The organism is Lactobacillus kimbladii, assembly GCF_014323605.1.
Lineage (GTDB): Bacteria > Bacillota > Bacilli > Lactobacillales > Lactobacillaceae > Lactobacillus > Lactobacillus kimbladii_B.
In genome coordinates this window covers 628,831-648,515 of the sequence record NZ_SCMB01000001.1, presented here as the reverse complement: position 1 = coordinate 648,515, position 19,685 = coordinate 628,831, and the positions used below count along the sequence as shown (strand labels likewise).

At 36.1% G+C, this 19,685-nt stretch carries 18 protein-coding genes; 5 read left to right on the top strand and 13 right to left on the bottom strand.

From position 1 onward, the window contains the following. Positions 1 to 62: 62 nt before the first annotated feature. Both ERK18_RS03140 and ERK18_RS03135 read right to left on the bottom strand, forming a co-directional pair. A complete protein-coding gene (locus tag ERK18_RS03140; RefSeq protein WP_187154273.1) occupies positions 63 to 926 on the bottom strand; it encodes an NAD(P)-dependent oxidoreductase in 864 nt (287 codons plus the stop codon). Positions 927 to 1,003: 77 nt separating this feature from the next. Beyond that, positions 1,004 to 1,855, bottom strand: coding sequence for a helix-turn-helix domain-containing protein (locus ERK18_RS03135; RefSeq protein ID WP_187154236.1), 852 nt, complete (start codon positions 1,853 to 1,855; stop codon positions 1,004 to 1,006). A 241-nt stretch (positions 1,856 to 2,096) separates the two neighbouring features. Between ERK18_RS03135 and ERK18_RS03130 the strand changes: the two genes are divergently transcribed. After that, entirely contained in the window at positions 2,097 to 3,842 is a 1,746-nt protein-coding gene (locus tag ERK18_RS03130) for a 1-deoxy-D-xylulose-5-phosphate synthase (protein ID WP_187154235.1), read from the top strand. A 36-nt stretch (positions 3,843 to 3,878) separates the two neighbouring features. Continuing rightward, on the top strand, positions 3,879 to 4,745 hold the full coding sequence (locus ERK18_RS03125; protein WP_187154234.1) for an alpha/beta hydrolase: 867 nt from the start codon (positions 3,879 to 3,881) through the stop codon (positions 4,743 to 4,745). Positions 4,746 to 4,750: 5 nt separating this feature from the next. On the opposite strand, the gene ERK18_RS03120 is transcribed toward ERK18_RS03125, so the two are convergent. Beyond that, on the bottom strand, positions 4,751 to 5,104 hold the full coding sequence (locus tag ERK18_RS03120; RefSeq protein ID WP_045927319.1) for a MerR family transcriptional regulator: 354 nt from the start codon (positions 5,102 to 5,104) through the stop codon (positions 4,751 to 4,753). Positions 5,105 to 5,397: 293 nt separating this feature from the next. Here ERK18_RS03120 and ERK18_RS03115 point away from each other — a divergent pair, with 293 nt between their 5' ends. Then, positions 5,398 to 6,276, top strand: a complete 879-nt coding sequence (locus ERK18_RS03115) for a LysR family transcriptional regulator (protein WP_187154233.1) — start codon at positions 5,398 to 5,400, stop codon at positions 6,274 to 6,276. 79 nt (positions 6,277 to 6,355) lie between these two features. Here the strand turns inward: ERK18_RS03115 and ERK18_RS03110 are convergent, their stop codons facing one another. The 9 genes from ERK18_RS03110 to ERK18_RS03070 form a co-directional block, all read right to left on the bottom strand. After that, complete coding sequence (locus ERK18_RS03110) at positions 6,356 to 7,135, bottom strand: ABC transporter permease (protein ID WP_187154272.1); 780 nt, start codon at positions 7,133 to 7,135, stop codon at positions 6,356 to 6,358. Then, positions 7,135 to 7,905: an ABC transporter permease gene (locus ERK18_RS03105; protein WP_187154232.1), complete on the bottom strand. Its 771-nt coding sequence runs from the start codon at positions 7,903 to 7,905 to the stop codon at positions 7,135 to 7,137. The genes ERK18_RS03110 and ERK18_RS03105 overlap by 1 nt, the downstream gene beginning before the upstream one ends. After that, a complete protein-coding gene (locus ERK18_RS03100; protein ID WP_187154231.1) occupies positions 7,902 to 8,849 on the bottom strand; it encodes an ABC transporter ATP-binding protein in 948 nt (315 codons plus the stop codon). Before ERK18_RS03100 ends, ERK18_RS03105 begins: the two co-directional genes overlap by 4 nt. 133 nt (positions 8,850 to 8,982) lie before the next feature. Further along, the gene (locus ERK18_RS03095; protein WP_187154230.1) at positions 8,983 to 9,876 is read right to left on the bottom strand and encodes an EamA family transporter; all 894 of its coding nucleotides are present in this window, start codon (positions 9,874 to 9,876) and stop codon (positions 8,983 to 8,985) included. Continuing rightward, positions 9,873 to 10,034, bottom strand: coding sequence for a hypothetical protein (locus tag ERK18_RS03090; protein WP_187154229.1), 162 nt, complete (start codon positions 10,032 to 10,034; stop codon positions 9,873 to 9,875). Before ERK18_RS03090 ends, ERK18_RS03095 begins: the two co-directional genes overlap by 4 nt. An 808-nt stretch (positions 10,035 to 10,842) precedes the next feature. Further along, on the bottom strand, positions 10,843 to 12,066 hold the full coding sequence (locus ERK18_RS03085; protein ID WP_187154228.1) for an ABC transporter permease: 1,224 nt from the start codon (positions 12,064 to 12,066) through the stop codon (positions 10,843 to 10,845). Next, the gene (locus tag ERK18_RS03080) at positions 12,059 to 12,955 is read right to left on the bottom strand and encodes an ABC transporter ATP-binding protein (protein ID WP_187154227.1); all 897 of its coding nucleotides are present in this window, start codon (positions 12,953 to 12,955) and stop codon (positions 12,059 to 12,061) included. Before ERK18_RS03080 ends, ERK18_RS03085 begins: the two co-directional genes overlap by 8 nt. 215 nt (positions 12,956 to 13,170) lie before the next feature. Continuing rightward, positions 13,171 to 13,848, bottom strand: coding sequence for an NAD(P)H-binding protein (locus ERK18_RS03075; RefSeq protein ID WP_187154226.1), 678 nt, complete (start codon positions 13,846 to 13,848; stop codon positions 13,171 to 13,173). Positions 13,849 to 13,994: 146 nt separating this feature from the next. Next, positions 13,995 to 15,974: a glucose PTS transporter subunit IIA gene (locus tag ERK18_RS03070; RefSeq protein WP_187154225.1), complete on the bottom strand. Its 1,980-nt coding sequence runs from the start codon at positions 15,972 to 15,974 to the stop codon at positions 13,995 to 13,997. 207 nt (positions 15,975 to 16,181) lie between these two features. Between ERK18_RS03070 and treR the strand changes: the two genes are divergently transcribed. Both treR and treC read left to right on the top strand, forming a co-directional pair. Continuing rightward, the gene (gene treR, locus ERK18_RS03065) at positions 16,182 to 16,913 is read left to right on the top strand and encodes a trehalose operon repressor (protein WP_187154224.1); all 732 of its coding nucleotides are present in this window, start codon (positions 16,182 to 16,184) and stop codon (positions 16,911 to 16,913) included. Next, positions 16,910 to 18,562 (top strand): alpha,alpha-phosphotrehalase, encoded by a 1,653-nt coding sequence (gene treC / locus ERK18_RS03060; protein WP_187154223.1) that lies wholly within the window; start codon positions 16,910 to 16,912, stop codon positions 18,560 to 18,562. The genes treR and treC overlap by 4 nt, the downstream gene beginning before the upstream one ends. A 271-nt stretch (positions 18,563 to 18,833) precedes the next feature. Here treC and ERK18_RS03055 read toward each other — a convergent pair whose 3' ends face one another. Next, complete coding sequence (locus ERK18_RS03055; protein ID WP_261982415.1) at positions 18,834 to 19,622, bottom strand: LysR family transcriptional regulator; 789 nt, start codon at positions 19,620 to 19,622, stop codon at positions 18,834 to 18,836. Positions 19,623 to 19,685: the final 63 nt, after the last annotated feature.

The window sequence follows — 19,685 nt, the reverse complement described above, 5'->3', positions numbered from 1 at the left end:
AAAAAAGCGGAGTAGTTTCAATTACGAAACTATTCCGTTTTTAGTTTATTTAAAATTAAAACTTACTGCCACCACAGTTTGATCAATCCCTGTGTACCTAAGTCGCCTAAATGCTTTTCATCAACCAAAGTCTCATATAACTTTTTAGCTTCTTCAGTAGCAGGTAATTCAATTTTCATTTCTTTAGCTGTCTCTAAAGCAATGCGTAAATCTTTCAAAAAATGTTTACTGAAAAAGCCTGGGGTATAGTCACCTTTTAAAACTCTCGGACCGTAATTACTTAGACTCCAGTTAGCAGCGCTACCCGCACCGACGGTTTTGATAACTGCTGTGAGATCAAGGCCTGCCTTTTTAGCATAAACCAGCATTTCTGTCATACCAGTCATCGTACCTGCAATCATAATCTGGTTTGCCATTTTGGTATTCTGACCTGCACCAGCTGGTCCAAAATAGTGAACTTGCTTGCCGAAATCCTTAAAAACAGGTTCCAAGTTTTGATAAGCAGATTCATCTCCACCAACCATGATGGTCAAGGTACCATTTTTAGCGCCCAAGTCACCACCAGAAACAGGAGCATCCAGTATTTTAGCACCCTGCTTTTCACCTGCAGCAAATATTTTTTGTGCTAAAGCTGGTTTTGAAGTTGTCATATCAACCAGGTTTTTACCTTTGACATCCGCCTGCAAAATGCCGTTATCGCCGAAATAAACCTGTTCAACATCTTTTGGAAAACCTACAATTGTAAAAACCGTGTCTGCATGTTCAACAACGGCTTTAGGATTATCACACCAAGTGGCACCCTGAGCAATTAAATTATCCGTCTTGCTTTTTGTCCGGTTATAGACCCATAACTGATGACCGGCCTTTAACAAATTTAGACAAATTGCATTGCCCATTACGCCAGTGCCAATAAAACCTATTTTCATCATTAACATCTCCCTTATAAAAGCGTTTTCTCAACAACTTAATCATACCACTAACTTATCTTTAATAAGCAAGTTTTTTATTTATTTAGGTTTTCATTAAAAAATATTTTTATTTGTTCACCATATTCCGGCATCCCCAGCAATGTAAAATTTTTAACAGCCCATTTGCACTTAGATAAATATTCTGACTTATGCTCAAAATGATAGCTGATCATATTTTCCAGCAATACTAATACATTTTTCAAAAAAAACAATTCAGGCCTCGTCTTAACGTTTTTAGCAGCTTTAACAAAATAACGCGCTTCATTATAAGCCTGTTGTTCAATGCAGATCATTAAGAGATTACAAATCACTCCTAATAGTTCTTCTTGCTGGCGCGGCTTTGAAACGTTCTTTAATTTTTCAACCACCTTTTTACCTATTAGCAAATTGCTTTTCAAATCATAAATAGGAATCAAATTAATATAGATCCGCAATGCTTTTTCGTCAAAATCATTTTGATCAAAGAGCCAGCTTTTCAGTTTGCTTTTTTTAACTTCACTTAAATCTGCCAGCTTATTTTCCGCATCAGCTAATTCAAAGTCAATCAGCAAGAGCATTTTTTCTTGATCTTTGAAATCACTCTCTGCTACATACTGCCTGATTTGTCTAATTTTCTGAATGTCATTTTGATAATACGCCCTGTTTACTTCATCTTCTATAAAACTAGCCGCATTATCCTGAGCTTGATCTGGACTTAATTTACTAAAAAAATCCCACGGCTTAATCTGATTAGCAGTTAGAATTGCCAGCAAATCTTCTGCAGTAATGCGGTGAATCCCTTTTTCTACTTTTGAATAATAAGAAGGACTAACAATTCCCGCTGTCCACTCTTTTTGCGTTTTTAAATTTCTAATGCGAAATTCTTTTAGTAGTTCTCCGATTGTCATTTTGATTCCTTTCGGTTTCACAATGTTCAAATTTACCTAGTAACTATAGTGTAACCGATATTTAATTAAAAAATTAGTTTGCTATTTGACTTAACCTTAACTTTAAGTACTACAATTTTAATAATTATAAATTTATGTTGCAGATGAGAGCAATTCACACAATTGCTAGCTCACTCTTACAGGAAAGTATTTTATAATTATTAATAAAGATTGAATAAATTAGTGCAGGAGGCACTTGATAATGAACAAACATGAAGATTTTTTACTAAACCAGATTGCCGGACCCAAAGATTTGAAAAAATTAAGTATTTCCGAAATGGAACAGTTAGCCCAGGAAATCAGAACATTAATCTTAGAAAAAGATGCAGTTGAAGGAGGGCATCTAGGTCCCGATTTAGGAATTGTGGAGGCTACAATTGCCTATCATTACGTCTTTAATGCTCCCCAAGATAAAATTATTTGGGACGTTTCCCACCAAACATACCCCCATAAAATGTTAACAGGACGGGCACAGGCATGGCTTGATCCTGACCACTATGAAGACGTTACCCCATATTCTAATCCAGATGAAAGTCCTTATGATTATTATTCAATCGGTCACACTTCTACTTCTATTGCCCTAGCCACAGGCATGGCTAAAGCACGGGACTTAATGGGCAAACATGAGAACATCATGGCACTGATTGGTGACGGCTCAATGACCGGTGGACTGGCTTTTGAAGGTTTAAACAATGCCGCCATTGAAAAACATAACTTGGTAGTTGTAGTTAATGATAATCAATGGTCAATTGATGAAAATGTTGGCGGCTTAGTGACAGCTCTAAAGAAATTACGTGATTCAAACGGTCAGACAGCAGAAAATCCTTTTACAGCTATGGGCTTTGATTACCGCTATGTTGCAGACGGTAATAACCTTGCTGATATGATTGCCGCTTTTAAAGCTGTCAAAGATGTAGACCATCCAATTTTATTACACATCAATACACTTAAAGGTAAGGGCTATGAGCCTGCAATCAATGATGAAGAAGCTCACCACTGGGTATCACCCTTTAATTTGCAAGATGATCAGCCACTTGCTCCAGAAAGTCAGGGTTCTACTCCCAATTCAGTTGCTCTCGATGTGATTAAAAATGAAATTAAAGCAGGAAAAAATGTCATGGCGATTGATGCGGCCATTCCGGGTGTTTTTGACTTAGAAGATTTCAAAAAAGAATATCCCGATCATTACACTGATGTGGGCATTGCTGAACAAGAGTCAGTTGCTTTTGCTACTGGTTTTGCTAAAGAAGGTGGCATTCCAGTTCTAATGGAAAATTCTACTTTCCTACAACGTGCTTTTGACCAACTTTCTCACGATACGGCTGCCAATGACCTGCCTGTCGTAATGTTAGTTGCGGGAGGACGAATTTCTAATCAATCTAAGACACACTTGGGCATCTTTGACCAAGTAATGATTTCTAACTTGCCTAACTGGATTTACCTGGCTCCTACTACGCTAGAAGAAGAAAAAGCAATGATTAAGTGGGCAATTAACCAAAGAAAACACCCCGTTGCTATTAAAATGCCGGCTAATGTGCCAGATGCAGACGAACAAACAGTAGCGACTGATTATTCAGAAATTAAGTATCAAGTTAAACCAGGTAAAGATGTGGCAGTTTTGGCACTAGGAGATTTTTATCAATTAGGTAAAGACGTGGCAACTAAATTAGGAGCTACCCTAGTTAATCCACTCTCTACCAATATTTTGGACAAACAAGCACTGAACCAGTTAGCAGCTAATCACCAATTAATTGTTACTCTTGAAGATAACTCTCTAGATGGTGGTTTTGGTCAAAAAGTGGCTTCTTATCTGGGCAAAGAAAAAGTTAAAGTGCTCAATTACGGCCAAAAGCGCGTTTATACTGACCAAACTCCAGTTAAAGAAATTTACCAGCAAAATCATTTAACTACTGAGCAAATTGTGGCGGATGTGCAGCAGAATTTATAAACTGCAAACTATGGCTACAGTAGGAGCTGATTAATAATGACCAGAAAACGTAAAACTATCATAGCAAGCACATTGCTATTAGTGTTAGTGCTACTTGCGGTTTACATCTTCAAAAACAACTACCAAAAAGAAAATGGTGCCAGCATTCGCATCGATACGCCAACACTTTTTGTACATGGCTGGGGCAGCAGTTACCATGCTGAAGAAAGCATGGTCGCTTATGCCCAAAAACAGCATGCTACTAATTCTGTTATTCGTGCCGATGTTAGCTCTAATGGTAAAGTCACCTTAATAGGGACAATAAAAAAGCGGGCCAAAAACCCGGTAGTTGAAGTCAACCTCCAAAATAATAAGAGCATTTTTGCTGGAACAAATAATCAAATTGCTGCCATGAACAAAAGCAGCAATTATATTAAAGACGTAATTAATGCACTGCAAAAAAGGTATCGTTTTAATTGCATCAATTTAGTAGGACATTCAATGGGTAATTTACAAATTGCCTATTACTTGCGCAATAATGCCACTAATTCGCACATGCCTAACCTAAATAAACAGGTTTCAATTGCCGGCCATTATAACGGTTATATTGGAGAACAAGGGGCACCAAATAAAACTGTCTTAAGCCGCACTGGCAAACCGCAAAAAATGAGTGCAGGATATCGCGAACTTTTAAGTTTAAGAAAAAAATTTCCTCAAAATGCTGACGTCCTGAATATCTATGGTGATATGGGGTCTGGCAGTGATGGTGACGTTACCGTTAATTCTGCCCGTTCCTACCGTTATTTAGTCAGTAAACGCGCCCGCTCATATCAGGAAAAAGAAATACGGGGACCTCGCGCTCAACACAGTAAACTACACGAAAATACTAAGGTTGACCGTTTATTAGTTAACTTTCTCTGGTAATTAGCTTATTGTATTTTCCCTTGGTCGTATAAACTAATCTTATTTTTTAAACGAACAATTGTAGCCTGAATGTTCTGATCTTGCTTTTCTAACCTATGCAATTCTTTGACTAAAATTTGCCGTCTGGGTTTCTTAGTATCACTGCCCTGCTGCATCAATTTAGTATATTCCAACAAATCATTAACTGGAATTTTAACTTGACGCATGCACTTAATAAAACTAATCCAGGTAAGATCTTTTTCCTCATAGTTTCTAACTCCGTGCTCTTTTTTGACTTCAGGTATCAGACCCATTTTTTCATAATACCTGAGTGTTACAGGGGTTAATTCTACTTTTTCAGCCACTTCTGATATTTTCATTATTGTTCCTCTTTCTGATAGACCTAAACTTAGATCTAAGTTTAGGCAGTAGCTTAAAAAATATATTAGGTTGACTGCAACAATTTTACTCGTTTTTTAAGCCTAATATCGTTAAAAAGTAACCTATAGTTAATAGTTATAGGCGCTTTTTATCTTTCGATTTTACCGATTAGTTAAAATTTTAGTCATACTACTTTTTTATGTAAAATACTTTTTAAACATGATCTAGTATAACTTGTTTGCATTAAAGGGACTTTTTAGAGGCAAAAACAATTTAGCAAGGAGAAGATAATATGGAACTAAGAGTTTTAAATTACTTTGTAGCCGTGGCCCAAGAAGGCAATATGACCCGTGCTGCCAGAAAGCTGCTTATCTCCCAGCCAGCTTTATCAAGGCAAATTGCTGAACTAGAAGCTGAACTTGGCGTTAAATTGTTTAGCCGTAAGTCGCGGCATTTAGCCTTAACTCCAGCAGGTCATTATTTACTTGAACAGGCACAGGAAATTTTAGACTTATCTGCTAAAACCAAAAGAAATCTAACAAAAGCTTCTTTTATTAGTGGCGACTTGACCATCGCTGCGGGAGAAAGCCTCGGGATGCAGCGGGTCATGAATGTGGTCAGCGCAATTATTAAAGAGCACCCTTCTGTTAAAATTCACCTATTAAGTGGAGACTACAGTTATGCCGAACGCAAGCTAGATAACGGGACGGTTGACTTTGCAGTCATTATCGGAAACGTTCCTTTAGCTAATTACGCCTCTTTAACCTTACCCGAAAGAGATACTTGGGGGATTTTAATGCCCGCTAATGATCCTTTAGCGCAAAAAGCAGTGATCAAACCAGTAGATTTACAAGGACGTTCTTTATTAAATTCACAGCAAGCGCAAAAAATGCACCTTTTTCAAAACTGGCTAGGAAATTATTATGATTCAGTCAATTTTATTGGCAGTTATAATTTAAATTTTAACGGTACTTTGATGGTTAAGAATCATGCCGCATTAATGCTTACTTTAGATAAATTAGCTGATACGTCTAAAGATTCGGGCATTACGTTTAGAAAATTGCAGCCAGAGCTGCAGCAAGCTATCAGGGTGGTTTGGAAACACGGTGTTAATTTATCACCAGTCGCAGAATTATTTTTAAAATTACTGCAGGAATCAATTTTTGAGTAATAGGATTTAATGCAATAAAAGAAAAAGAGTTTCAGAAACTAAAAAGCCCTGTAGCCATAAGCTACAGAGCTTTTTAGTGTTAACTGCCAGTACTTTGGTATTTTTGTAAAAACACTCGCCATAACTGATAAATTACGATAAAAAAGAATATACACGCGGCAGGAACTAACAGTAGCCATTCCCACTCATGTTTAACTGCAATTTTTTCTTGTGGAATTGAAGCAACCCAGCCGATTGGCAAGATAAAGGTCATAATTAGCCTTAAAGCCGACGAATAGATCGCTAACGGGTATTTACTCATGTCAAAAAAGTCAAATGTTGTTTCTGCCAAGTTGGCTAAACCATTAGAAAGTAGTGCAACGATATTACCTAATACAGCTAGTCCTAAGAAGATGAGCGAAGTAAAAAGTGAAATAAAAATAAACATGACCGTGATATACCATGGATTATGCAACTGCATATCCACAATTATTAACAGCAAAAGCGCAACAATTAAATCGCCCCACGCATCTTCATCGACTCGTTCATTAACAAGCTGAAATAAAGGATTGACGGGTTTAATTAAGATTGTATCTAAGCGCCCGTCATGAATATAGTCTGAAATATTGAGCGCATTGATAAAAAAGCAACGAAAAATAGCAAAAGCTAAAGTTGCTAAAGCGTAAGTTAAAAGCAACTGTGCAAAACTATAACCCTTAATGCGAGGCACAATATTAAAAATAAATCTTAAAGCCACAATATTAAGCACGTTTTGAATGATCATCCCTGCTAGCGCGAAATAAAAGTCCAGGTCATAAACAGCAAGTGATTTTAAATTGATTTTTAAATAAGTACTTAATAATTTTAAATATCTCATTATTAACCCCCTTGAATCACAGTTGAAACAACGGAGCGCTTGAACAAGAATTTAAAGAGTACGTTGAAAAAAATAATGTAGACAAGCTGGATCAAAACTACTTGAATAAATAAACTCCACGATGGCTTTTGCGCCAGCATTCCTACTGCACCAAATGAATATTGAAATGGCAAATAAGCGGCCAACTTTTTGATCACTGCCGGATAAAAATTGGCCGGAAAAATATTGCCAGCTAATACCAATAGTATTGCTTCTTTAAAAGTGGAGATGCCCCAAATACTATAAGTATAAAAAGAAAATGTCCCTAAAAGCAGTTCCAGTTCAAAATACAATAAATACGCCAAAGTGGTTGTTACTAAGACCATGAAAATTGTGCTCACTGCAATTTGAAAATTCAGAATCCATAAAAAAACTAATAAATCCACTGTACCAATCACTGCAAATTTGACAACTGAATAGCCAATACTTTCCCACAGTAGCTGCGTTGCAAATGCTACTGGTTTTAACAGGTCAAGTGCAATATCACCAGAACGAACTTTATCATTCACATCGTAGCTGGTTTTAGGAAAAAGCACGGTCAAAAGCTGCATTAATACCAAATAACTAATTGTTTGTTTAAATTCACCGTTTGGCTTGCCAGTTAGAACAGCTTGCCACAAAAAATACTGTACAGTAAGCGAAATTAAAGATGAAAACAGCCAGAAAATCAAAGCATATTTTGAGGCTAGACCTTTTTTTATTCCTATTTTAATGAGCATTAGCCTATATTTCATTGCTGCACCTCCTGCTGTTTGAGGTGCGCCAATAAATATGCCAATTTATTGCTCTTAACTTCAATATTGGCAACTGGGATGCGGGCAGTAATTGTACTTAACACTTCTTTCAGATTTTCTTGCTTAATGCCTGCAATCTGGTATGAACCGTTTTTAAGCTGCATCATGTTGGGCCATTGCTTTATTAAAGTGGCGCTTAATTTATCTGCACTGGTAAACGTGACCGTTGTGGGCACATCTAATTCTGCTAGTTGTAGACTACTTTGATCTAATACCAACTGACCTTTATTCAAAATTAAAATGCGTGAGCATACTTTGGCTACTTCATCGAGATCGTGCGAAGTGAAAATGATCGTTTTATCAGTTAATTGTTGTAAAAATTGCGTGATGCTATTTTTAGTCAGAACGTCAAGTCCAATTGTGGGTTCATCTAAAATAAGCAGTTCAGGATCGTGAATAAGAGCTGCAATAAATTCAGCTTTCATCCGTTGACCCAAACTAAGTGTGCGCACCGGTTGCGTTAAAAACTCGCTAGCCTGCAGCATCCGCGCTAACTTTGTTACCCGTTTGGTAAAAATATCCTCCGGTACTTGATATATTTCACGGTTGAGTTTGAAGGTGTCTATTGCAGGCAAGTCCCAGCGTAATTGGCTTCTTTGCCCGAATACTACTCCTATTTTAGCCGCATTTTTTTGTCTGTTATTAAGCGGATCTCTACCAAAAGTCTTGATACTGCCGCCATCAGGCTGCAAAATACCTAAAATCATTTTGATCAAGGTTGACTTGCCGGAACCATTCAGCCCCACTAGGCCAACATGATCTCCTTGATGAATCTCTAGAGAAACATTTTTTACTGCGTCAAAAATGCGATATTCTTTGTGAAACAGCTTAGCTGCTTTCACCTTACGATACCGTTTCGCCAGGTTCTTGGTTTCAATTATCATTAATTATTCCCCAATACTTAATTTAAGGTGCTGGTTTCTTCCCCAAATAGAAACCAACATTTACCTTGAACCGACGTTTCCAAATCATAGCGCCATTATAGCGCTTAATTCTTATTTTTCCAAACTCCTGCAGTTACTTTGAAAATAAAGCCAAGATAAAAATGGCAACAATTACCAAAATATCTGCAAATTTCATCTTTTCTTTAAGGAAAATATCGCCAAAGATGACGCTGTATAAAGAGGTCATGTTTAAAAAGATCCAGGCAATGCTTGAGTTAGGTGAAGATGTTGCCAAAGTATAAGTTACTTGCGCTAAAAGAGTCAAAACCGCCCGAGAACCATAAATCAGATAAACCTTACCTTTAAGATTTTCAGCGCTGATTTTAAGAGTCCTATTTTTATAAATAAAAGTAATTAAGGTAATTAAACAGCGCACATAAATTGTCATAATAGTAAAAAAGACCAGATCAATCGGTTTGATTAGGCCTTTAGTTAATAACGGTGAAAGTGCCGCTTGGATAATCAACAAGGGCGCAATTACGGCAAAAGTCGTCAACAGGTTTTTCAAATTTAAATTATTGTGGCGCTGTTCGAAAACAATATAAATAACCACGATCACCGTGGAAATAACAGAAACTAAATATGAGGATTTGCTAAAATAGCCCATAGTCAGCAAGATGGCCCAAGGTATGAAAAGATCGGTCACTTTACTCAATAGCACAGACTGCATAATTGAAACTTTTTTGAACACATAGCTGTAACCATAGGCAACTATCTGCGCCAAAAAAGCATATAAAAGGACTTTAATAAGATAGTTGTTGGTTATTCTGGGACTAGGAAAATTGTGCAAGACGTAAATTAGAAAGAAAGTTACTAAAACCGAACTGCAAATATTGTTTAAAAAGTTCACATCAATTGAACTTTGCTTGCGATAGCCCATTTGGTAACGGTCAATAACTGATATTATTCCTCTAGAAAATGAAGAAATAGTGGCAAAAATAATCAACCAAATATTACTGATAATCATGCTTCCTCCATATAACAAACATAGTCTAAAACTATTACTAATATTTTGGTCTTTGCAGCCACAATTAAAAAGTCAGAGAAATAGTTATTACCAGTAACTAAAAGTTGTTCAATTACTAAAATCCAGCCATTGGACATACAAAGTTTAAATGTATTCAAATGATGTTCACTTAAGACTAATCACAAAAATACAGTATTTGGTTTGAATAGTATTTTATTATACACCATTTTTTTAAACTTGATCTTTATATTTATGTTCCTTTTGTACTCTTCCTTTGGACCATAACAAAAAAGACTATAAAAAAGCTTTTTTATTGACAAAATTGCAGTACAGAGCTAGATTATAAAGTGTAAGCGGATACTTTATAAACTTTTTTAAAGATATAAATAATCATTATTATGAATTATTTATAAAAAATATTGAAAGGAGATGTTATATGATCTATGAAAAGAAAAAATAAAAAAAGTTAACCGCTAAGTTAACTCTCAATATTATGATAATACCATTTTTAGTACTATACTCTGATCAAAGAACAATTAATACTAATAATTATCATATATCTGTTAACATTACTTTACAATAATTCAACTATTATTGCAAGAATTAGATAAATATAGAAGCTTGCCTAAGTTTCTTGGGTTATCATTATTGTTTTAGATGGTTGTTAGATCAATAACTATTTATCTAATTTGTATGATAAATTATTTAATCATAGCTCAGGACTAACTTCCGATATTTGATCGGAGTTAGTCCTTTGTTTATTGAATTACAGCAAGACTTTATCGGTAGTCTTTCCCAATATCAAACTTTGGATGCATTAGTTGTTTTTTATTATCAAAGACCACCTTAATAATCATGTAATGATGATAGATTTTAATTTTATTTAGCCACAAAAATACCCCCAAATTTGTCCTAAATTTGGGGGTCATATCAGCATATCATTCGTCCTAGTCTTTTTTAGATCACTTACGCTTTACTATATGCCAGTCCTCGTTTTAATCTCTTCCAAAAGCTGGTATCTTCAGTTTGTAAAATTACGCCTTGATAGATTTTACTAATGTATACTGTTAAAGCAACAATACTTACTATTAAAATTACCAGCGACAGAATAACTTCCATATTACCCACATGACCATTAATTATACGAATCGGCATCATGAATGAGGAAAAGAAAGGTACGTAAGATAATACTTGTGGCAGAATTTGTTCTGGGTTAGTAATAAGCGCAAATGACAGGAAAAATGCAATGAGGGAAAGCATTGTAGTACCTTGAGCAGCTTTTGAAGAATCTTCCGGCTTAGCTACTAAAGCTCCTGAAAAGGCTGCTAATATCGTATAAATAATTACACCAAGAATCAGAAAAATGAGATTGACATTTAACAAATTGCCCAAAATTTTATTTATTACTACTTGATTGTTATGCATAAAAGAAGCCGTAATTTTTGCATGCAATGCCCAACGGTAAGTTGCCCAGCCGCCAACAATATAAATGATGAGCTGAGTAAAAATTACGCCGAAAATACCCAAAATTTTGCCTAAAAAATATTTTGCAGCAGTTGTACTGGAAAAAATGATTTCCATAATCTTCGTGCCCTTTTCAGAGGCTATTTCTTGAGCTGTAATACTACTGTAGGACATCAAAACCATGTAAACGACCATAATCACAATAATTAAAGACACCATTTTAACCAATTTATCTCCCTGATGATTTTTCTGGAGTACTTCGCGATATTTTGGCTGCTGCTGTAAGGCCTTAAGCTGATGTGGTGCTAATTGCGCCTTTTGCAAATTCAGTTGACTCTGCAAGACTTGTAAATAGCTTTTTACTTTGGGTTTCAATTCATCATCAATAGGTGACGCTCCATGATAAATGGCCTTAACCTGCTTTTTTTGCGTTTCAAATACCAAGTAGCCATCAATCTTTTCTTTTTTGACAGCCTTTTTTGCAGATTCAGCGGTTTTAATTTTAGAATCAACATATTTATCATTATTTTTAATAAAGTTTTGGCGAACTTGCTTATTGGAACTGATAACTGCAATCTGACTGTCTGAATCAGAACTAGCACCGATAGCTCCTCCTAAGGCACTACAGCCAATTATGAAAAACGGTCCCAAAATCAAAAGCAGAAAAGACCAAGATTTAACTTGATGCCAATAAGTTTGCAGCGTTACGGTCCATAACTTATTCATGTCGTTCACCAGCTTCCATTCTAAATATTTCGTCAAGCGTTGGTGGTTGTTGCCGGAACTCTTCAACATATTCGCCATTTGTCAATGCGTCAAAAACTTCCGGACCGCTGTTTTCATCGTCAATCCGTAAAAGATATTGACCATGCGCTTTCTTTTCTACTTTTTTAACGTGAGGGAGCTGCTGTAATTCTGCAAGCGACTTAGTAGTTTTGCAGTAAATTTCTGTTTTACCAAATGAGTCACGAACAGCGTCAACTGTACCACTTAAAACAACTTGTCCCTTTTTCAACATGATCAAACTATCGCAGATTTCTTCAACGTTTGACATATCGTGACTGGAAAAGATAATTGCTGCATTATTCTTTTTAGCATCTAAAACTGCGTTTTTAAGCAAATCTGCATTTACCGGATCCAAACCACTAAAGGGCTCATCCAAAATAATTAACTTGGGCTGATGAATTAAAGTACAAATTAACTGCACTTTCTGCTGATTACCCTTCGAAAGTGTTTTTATTTTGTCACTTTTCTTACCCTGCACATCAAAGCGTTTCAGCCAGTCATCAATTTGCGGTTTTATCTCTTTTGCAGGGCGGCTTTTTAGCTCCGCCAAATAAACAATTTGCTGCTCAATAGTCATTTTGGGTAGTAAACTGCGTTCTTCCGGTAAGTAGCCGATAGTATCAAAAGTTTTTTCAGTAATGGGCTGATCTTCCCAAGAAATTTTTCCGTCGTAATGAAGAAAATTTAAAATACTGTGAAAAGTGGTAGTTTTCCCTGCACCATTTTGACCAATCAAACCCATAATTTCACCAGGCTGAATGGTAAAGTTGACATCTTTAAGAGCCTGAAAATCACCAAAGCGCTTACTTAAATGTTCTACTTTTAGCATAGCTCCCTCCTTTATTCTAATAACAATATAAGCAGATTTTACTATATGCACTAATATAAGCGCAATACTTTTTTTAAGCAGACTTAAAGCAATAATATTTACACTACTACTTTCATTCATTTTTTATTGGGTTTTAGTCCAAAGTAAAAGGCTAATAAATTATGTTAACGAAGCATTAATTTATTAGCCTTTTAAAGTTTATGATCAAAATATTTTTAGTGGAAGTTTGTAATTGCCTGTGCAATAGGTACTGAGCCATTGGCAATATCAAATTCCTTTTGGTGTAATTTTCCCGTTAAAATAATGTTAGCAACTGTTCGGGCCACATCTTGACGAGTAATTGTCATATCTGCAATAGAATCAGTAAAATGATTTGCCACTTTGATCTTTCCCGTTCCCTTTTGATTAGTCAGTGCCACTGGCCGCAAAATTGTATAGTCGAGTGAACTGTGCAATAACCACTGATCAGCATAATATTTTGCCGCATAGTAATAATTTTGCGGTCCTGCTGCTGGTGTATTATCCGACCAAAAGCTGCGATCGTCAGATTTAATTGCACTAATCATGATAAAACGGTGAACGCCAATTTCTTTTGCCGCATTAATTGCTTTGACTGCTCCATCAAGGTCAATCATCATCGTTGCATCAGCACCGGTTTTGCCACCTGAACCGGCCGCAAATACAACTACATCAACCGTTTGCATGGCTTTGGCCAATTGCCCTTGCGGTCTTGCTAGATCAACAAATGCAGTAGTAATTCCCTTTTCTTGATATGCTTTTTCCTGCTCATGGGAGCGCAAACCGGCAATGATTTGGCAAGTCGTACTTTCTTGTAGAATTTTTACCAATAATTGCCCAATCTGTCCGTGAGCACCAATTATCAGAACTTTCATTTGTAATCACTCCATCCACTATTATTCATTTTATTATAGTTTAACCGAGTATTTCAAAAATGCATTATAAAAGGGCTCTTGACTAATCACTATCAGTTTTAGAACCCTTTTATAAAATTCAAATGTTTTATTAAATAATCATATCATTATACATTAGCTAAATTCTTTTTCTTGGGTGCAGTCTTAGGACTATCAGCGTCATTCTCCTTATAACCAAAGAAGTAGGTCAAAGCAAAAGCAGCGACAATTGTCACAATGGAAGCGATCCAGAAGTTCAGCAGGTTATTAGGATTGCCTTGTCCGGCTTTAGGAACAAAGGATGGAAAACCAATCAAACTGCCAGTAAAGCCATACATATCAACTTTAAGCAGACCGTTGACCAGGCCACCAATGGCAGCACCGAGGCTGGAAGTCATAAATACACGACCATACTTTAAGTTAACACCGTACATTGCCGGTTCAGTAATACCAACAGCGGCGGAAATAGCAGCACTTAAAGATAAGCCCTTTAGGTCAGGATTATGCTTAGTCTTAAACCAGACAGCCAGTGCACCAGCACCTTGTGCAATCATAGTTACTGAAACAATACCATTTAAAATACTGTGTCCCGTTGCAGCAATATCATTCGCAATAATTGGCACTACTGCCCAGTGCAGTCCGAAGATAACCAGTATCTGGTAAAGACCACCGATAATGAGACCAGAAAGTGCAGTGTTGACTGTTAGTAACCATTGCAATACTTTGGCAATTCCCGTAGAAATAAATGAAATTACTGGACCTACGATAATTAAGACTGTCATCCCTACTAAAAAGATTTCTACTAGAGGAGTAAAAATTTGTCTTAGTGTGACTGGCATCCACTTCTTAATCCACGGTTCAATTTTAGCAGCCATCCAAGCAGCAAAAATCATTGGAAAAATCGAATAAGTATATTGCGGAATATGAATTGGAATACCAAAGAAATTGGCATTAATACCTACACCGGCTAGAAAGTAACTGAATTTACCGCTGGCATATATTTTTACTAAATCAGGGTAAATCAGAAAGCCGCCAATAATAGAAACAACTACTGGATTAGAGCCTAATCTTTGAGCAGCAGTAAATCCAACAATTAAAGGCAAGAAGTAAAACGATGCATCCCCCATCGCATTAATAATAGTGTAAGTTGGAGAAGCCGTAGACATGTGGCAAAAGTTAGTCAAAATGTTAAGAATACCTTTTAACATACCACTGGCGGCCAACAAACCAATTACAGGCATCATAGAGCCGGTAATTACGCCTATTAACTGGAAGAAGCCATTTTTAATCTTGCCACCAATAGATTGGTTAGCCTCTGGAGCCGGAGTTGCACGTGCAGCTTCTCCTTGCCCAGCATATTCAGGTCCGAGTAGTTTAATTAGCTCGTCATAAACGTCCTCTACCGTTTGCCCAATTACTATTTGATATTGGTTATTAGCACGAGTAACGTCTATTACTCCTTTAATGTTGTTAACTTCATCATCATTCGGAATACTATTATCGTTTAAAGTAAACCGCAGACGAGTAAAACAGTGCATAACGTTTTTAACATTATCAGCGCCACCAACAGCCTTAACAATTTCACGCGCTGTAGTTTGGTATTTATTTTCTTTTTTGTTAGCTGCAGCTGGTGCTGATTTAGTTTGCTTCAAAGTGATAGTGGCTGCAATTTCACCAGTAGCTTTAGTGCCAAGAGCAAGATCGATACCAGCTAAAACATCAGCGGTATTAGTAACTGCCAAGATAACTGTATCGTCTTTTTGAGCATTTTTAATCGCTTGCAGATCCATTGTCCCCAGTTGCTGGCCAGCCTTTACTTCAGAGCCAGCTGCCACTTGCCAGTCAAATGGTTTGCCATCAAGTTCAACGGTATCTATACCCAGGTGAATCATCAATTCCACACCCTCTGCTGTTTGCAAGCCGAGTGCGTGTTTAGTTTCAGCAACCATTACCACCTTACCCGTTACTGGTGAAACTATTTTCCCAGAACTAGGTTTAACAGCAAAGCCTTCACCTAATTTTTTCTGGGAAAAAACCGGATCATTAACATCACTGAGATTAATGACCTGACCAGCAACAGGTGCCAGTATTTTAATCGTACTACTCATATTTTAGCCTCCAGAAAATTACAACATAAAAGGTCGTCATATATATTGATAACGCTTTCCTTAAAATTATAGTTCTTGTATAGACAGGTGTCAATAAATTGATTATTATGGTGTTGTAATAAATATTTTTTTATTTTTTATCGGTCTAGACAGGTTAAAAATAAATGTAAGGTGGTATGATTAATGTTAAAAGGTGGATAACTAATAATGAGAGCTAAATATTTACAAATAGCAGCGGATCTAACAAATAAAATAAAGCACAAGCAATATGTTGCCGGTGATTTTTTACCGAGTGAGCCTGCTCTGTCAGAGCTTTATAACGTTTCACGTGAAACAATTAGAAAAGCTTTAAATGAGCTCTTGGATGCCGGTATAATTCAAAAAATAAAAGGAAAGGGCTCAGTAGTTATTAACACAGCTCGAATTGCCTTTCCGATTTCTAATATCGAATCTTTTGATGAACTGAACAAGCAAAAGCAAATGAATGCTGCAACTAAAATATTGGAATTAAAAGATGCCCAGATGCCTTTTATAATCCGTAAGCATTTATCCTTAACAGAAACTGCCGCAACCTATGTAGCCCGTTTAAGATCAATCAATCATGAGCCAATAGTGGTTGACGAAGATTATATTTTAAAAAAATATGTACCTGACATATCACTTGAACAGGCTAAAAGTTCCTTATACCACTATTTTGAACATGATTTAGGACTTGAAATCGATTATGCAAGTAAAACTATTACCGTAGAACCGGCAAGTAAAGATGTAATGGCGCAGTTGCATCTTACCGATACTAACTTAGTGGTAGTAGTCCGTAGTTTAACTTATTTAAAGGATACTTCTTTTTTTCAGTACACTATTTCTCAACACCGACCTGATAAATTCAAATTTGTAGACTTCGCCCACAGAAAAGCTAAAAATGGAGGACTTATATTATGAGTTTGGCAGATAAAGTGATTTATCAAATTTATCCTAAATCTTTTTACGACAGTAATGGTGACGGCATCGGGGATTTAAGAGGAATTATCGAGAAAATCCCTTACTTAAAAAAACTAAATATCGATATGATCTGGTTTAATCCCTTTTTTGTGTCTCCTCAAAACGATAATGGCTATGACATCGCAAATTATTACAAAATTGATCCATTATTTGGCACAATGGCCGATTTCGAAGAGTTAGTCGCAAAGCTGGCTCAAAACCATATTGGTGTGATGCTCGACATGGTTTTAAATCATTGTTCCACCGATCACATTTGGTTTAAAAAGGCGTTGGCTGGAGACGAATATTATCAAAAATTTTTCTACATCAGAGAACCTAAGCCAGATGGCAGCTTACCTAACAATTGGACATCTAAGTTTGGTGGGCCAGCCTGGGCCCCATTTGGCAAGACCGGCAAGTATTACCTTCATTTATATGACAAAACTCAAGCTGATCTCGACTGGCATAATCCTGCAGTTAGAAAAGAATTATTTAAGGTTGTTAATTTTTGGCGTGACAAAGGAGTTAAAGGTTTTCGCTTTGACGTGATTAATGTTATTGGCAAAGATGAAAAACTCACTGATGCGCCTAAAAACACTGCTAGCAAGTTAATGTATACAGACCAGCCGATAGTGCACCAATATCTAAAAGAATTAAATCAAAAAACTTTTGGTCAGGAGCCAGATGCGATTACTGTGGGAGAAATGTCCTCAACAACTGTTGCCAATTCCGTTGCTTACACTAGAAAAGATAATCACGAATTATCAATGGTTTTCACATTTCATCATCTAAAAGTTGATTATCAAAATGGTCAGAAATGGACCAAAATACCTTTTGACTTTTCCGCTTTAAAAAATGCTCTTAATAACTGGCAGATTGGAATGAGTCAAGGTGGTGGCTGGAATGCCCTGTTTTGGAATAATCATGACCAGCCCTGGGCACTGAGCCGTTTTGGTGATCCCATTCATTTTCGGGAAAAATCCGCTGAAATGTTGGCTACCGTAATGCACCTATTACGCGGGACCCCTTATATTTATCAGGGCGAAGAAATTGGTATGATCAATCCCAATTACCAAAAGATTAAGGATTATGTCGATATCGAAACACTCAATGCCTATGATGAACTTAAAAAGCAAGGCTTAAGTGACGCCAAAGCGCTGGCAATTATTCAGGCAAAGTCGCGCGATAATAGCAGAACGCCAATGCATTGGGATAACACCGTCAACGCCGGCTTTACTGCTGGAACCCCCTGGCTAAAGCCAAAAGATCAAGAACAAATTAACGTGGCGGCTGAACTTGATCATGGTGAAATTTTCCCCTATTATCAAAAGTTGATTTACTTGAGAAAACATTATCCCATTATCGCTAAGGGGAGCTATGAACCCATCGACTTGAACCACCCACAAATTTTTGCTTATTGCAGGCTTTACCGAGGACAAACCTTACTTGTAATTAACAACTTTTATGGGCAAAAAGTAACTTACGGTTTACCCGTTTCTTATCAAGGGCAAAAAGCACAAACTTTAATTAGCAACTACGATAAAAATTTTCAAGAGGTGCCTAAAACTTTAGCTTTACAGCCCTATGAATCACTGGCTTTATTAATATAGCTTAATGCAAAAAGAAGTGTGTGGGAAAAAAGTGCTCTTTGAAGTTAAATTAAAAAATTTCACAATTTAAAAAGACTGACAAATCAACGTTTTATTGACGTGATTTGTCAGCCTTTTTAGTTAAGTTAGAGTTTTTTCCCAGACTCTTCTTTTTATATTTTCTGTACTAGTTAAAGTCAAATTCGAATTCTTGAATAAACTTGATAAACTGATAAACAACTCTTTTTTCATTATTTTTCTGCGTAATGGCTACTAAATCGACTTGTGGCTCTCAATCAAGCGGAACATAAACAGAATTTTCATTCAAATGTGGAAAAAGGCAGTACAGTCCAAAAGCAATGCCCTGTTCAGCTTTAATTAAAATGTTAAGAGCAGATAAATCATTTACGTATGTAATATGCATTTGATTATTTATATGCATTACTTTATTTTGTAAATTAATTAGATCCTCTGCTGCCCAATTGTTATCAAGAAAAAGCATTTTTTCATTTTGGAAATCCTCTAATTCAAGTTTATTCTTCTGACATAAAGGATTCTTTTCAGGAACAATTGCCTTAAATGCCTCAGTCTCAATATGATAACTTTTTATATTATTTAAATCTGCTGCATCCCGTCCCGTAGTAATAATAACATCTATTTCTCCCGATAAGACTTGTTGCTTCAATTCGTTGTGATTCAAACTAATAATTGAAAACTTAGCTTTGGGATACATTTGCTGAAAATTTTTAATCCAGATTGGAATGTACATATCATTAAAAGGTGTATATGAGTAGCCTATTATTATTTTATAATTATCAGCCAAGTCTTTCTTTTGAATATCTTGTACAGCTGAATAGTAGTTATTAATTAGAGGTCTGATTTTTTGGTAAAAAGCTTTGCCGTCTTGAGTAACATTTACATAACGTTTATTACGATTAAATAGTTTTACACCAATTTCATTTTCAATTGCCTTAATATCATGAGAAACCGTCGGTTGAGTCACATGAAGTGCTTTTGCTGTTCTAGTATAATTGCGAGTTTCAACTAAATTAATAAAAGTTTCTAATTTTTTTATATCCATTTTTTTCTTATAAATAATTTCTATTATTAATAACTGATATTGATTTCACTTATAAGTATAAAT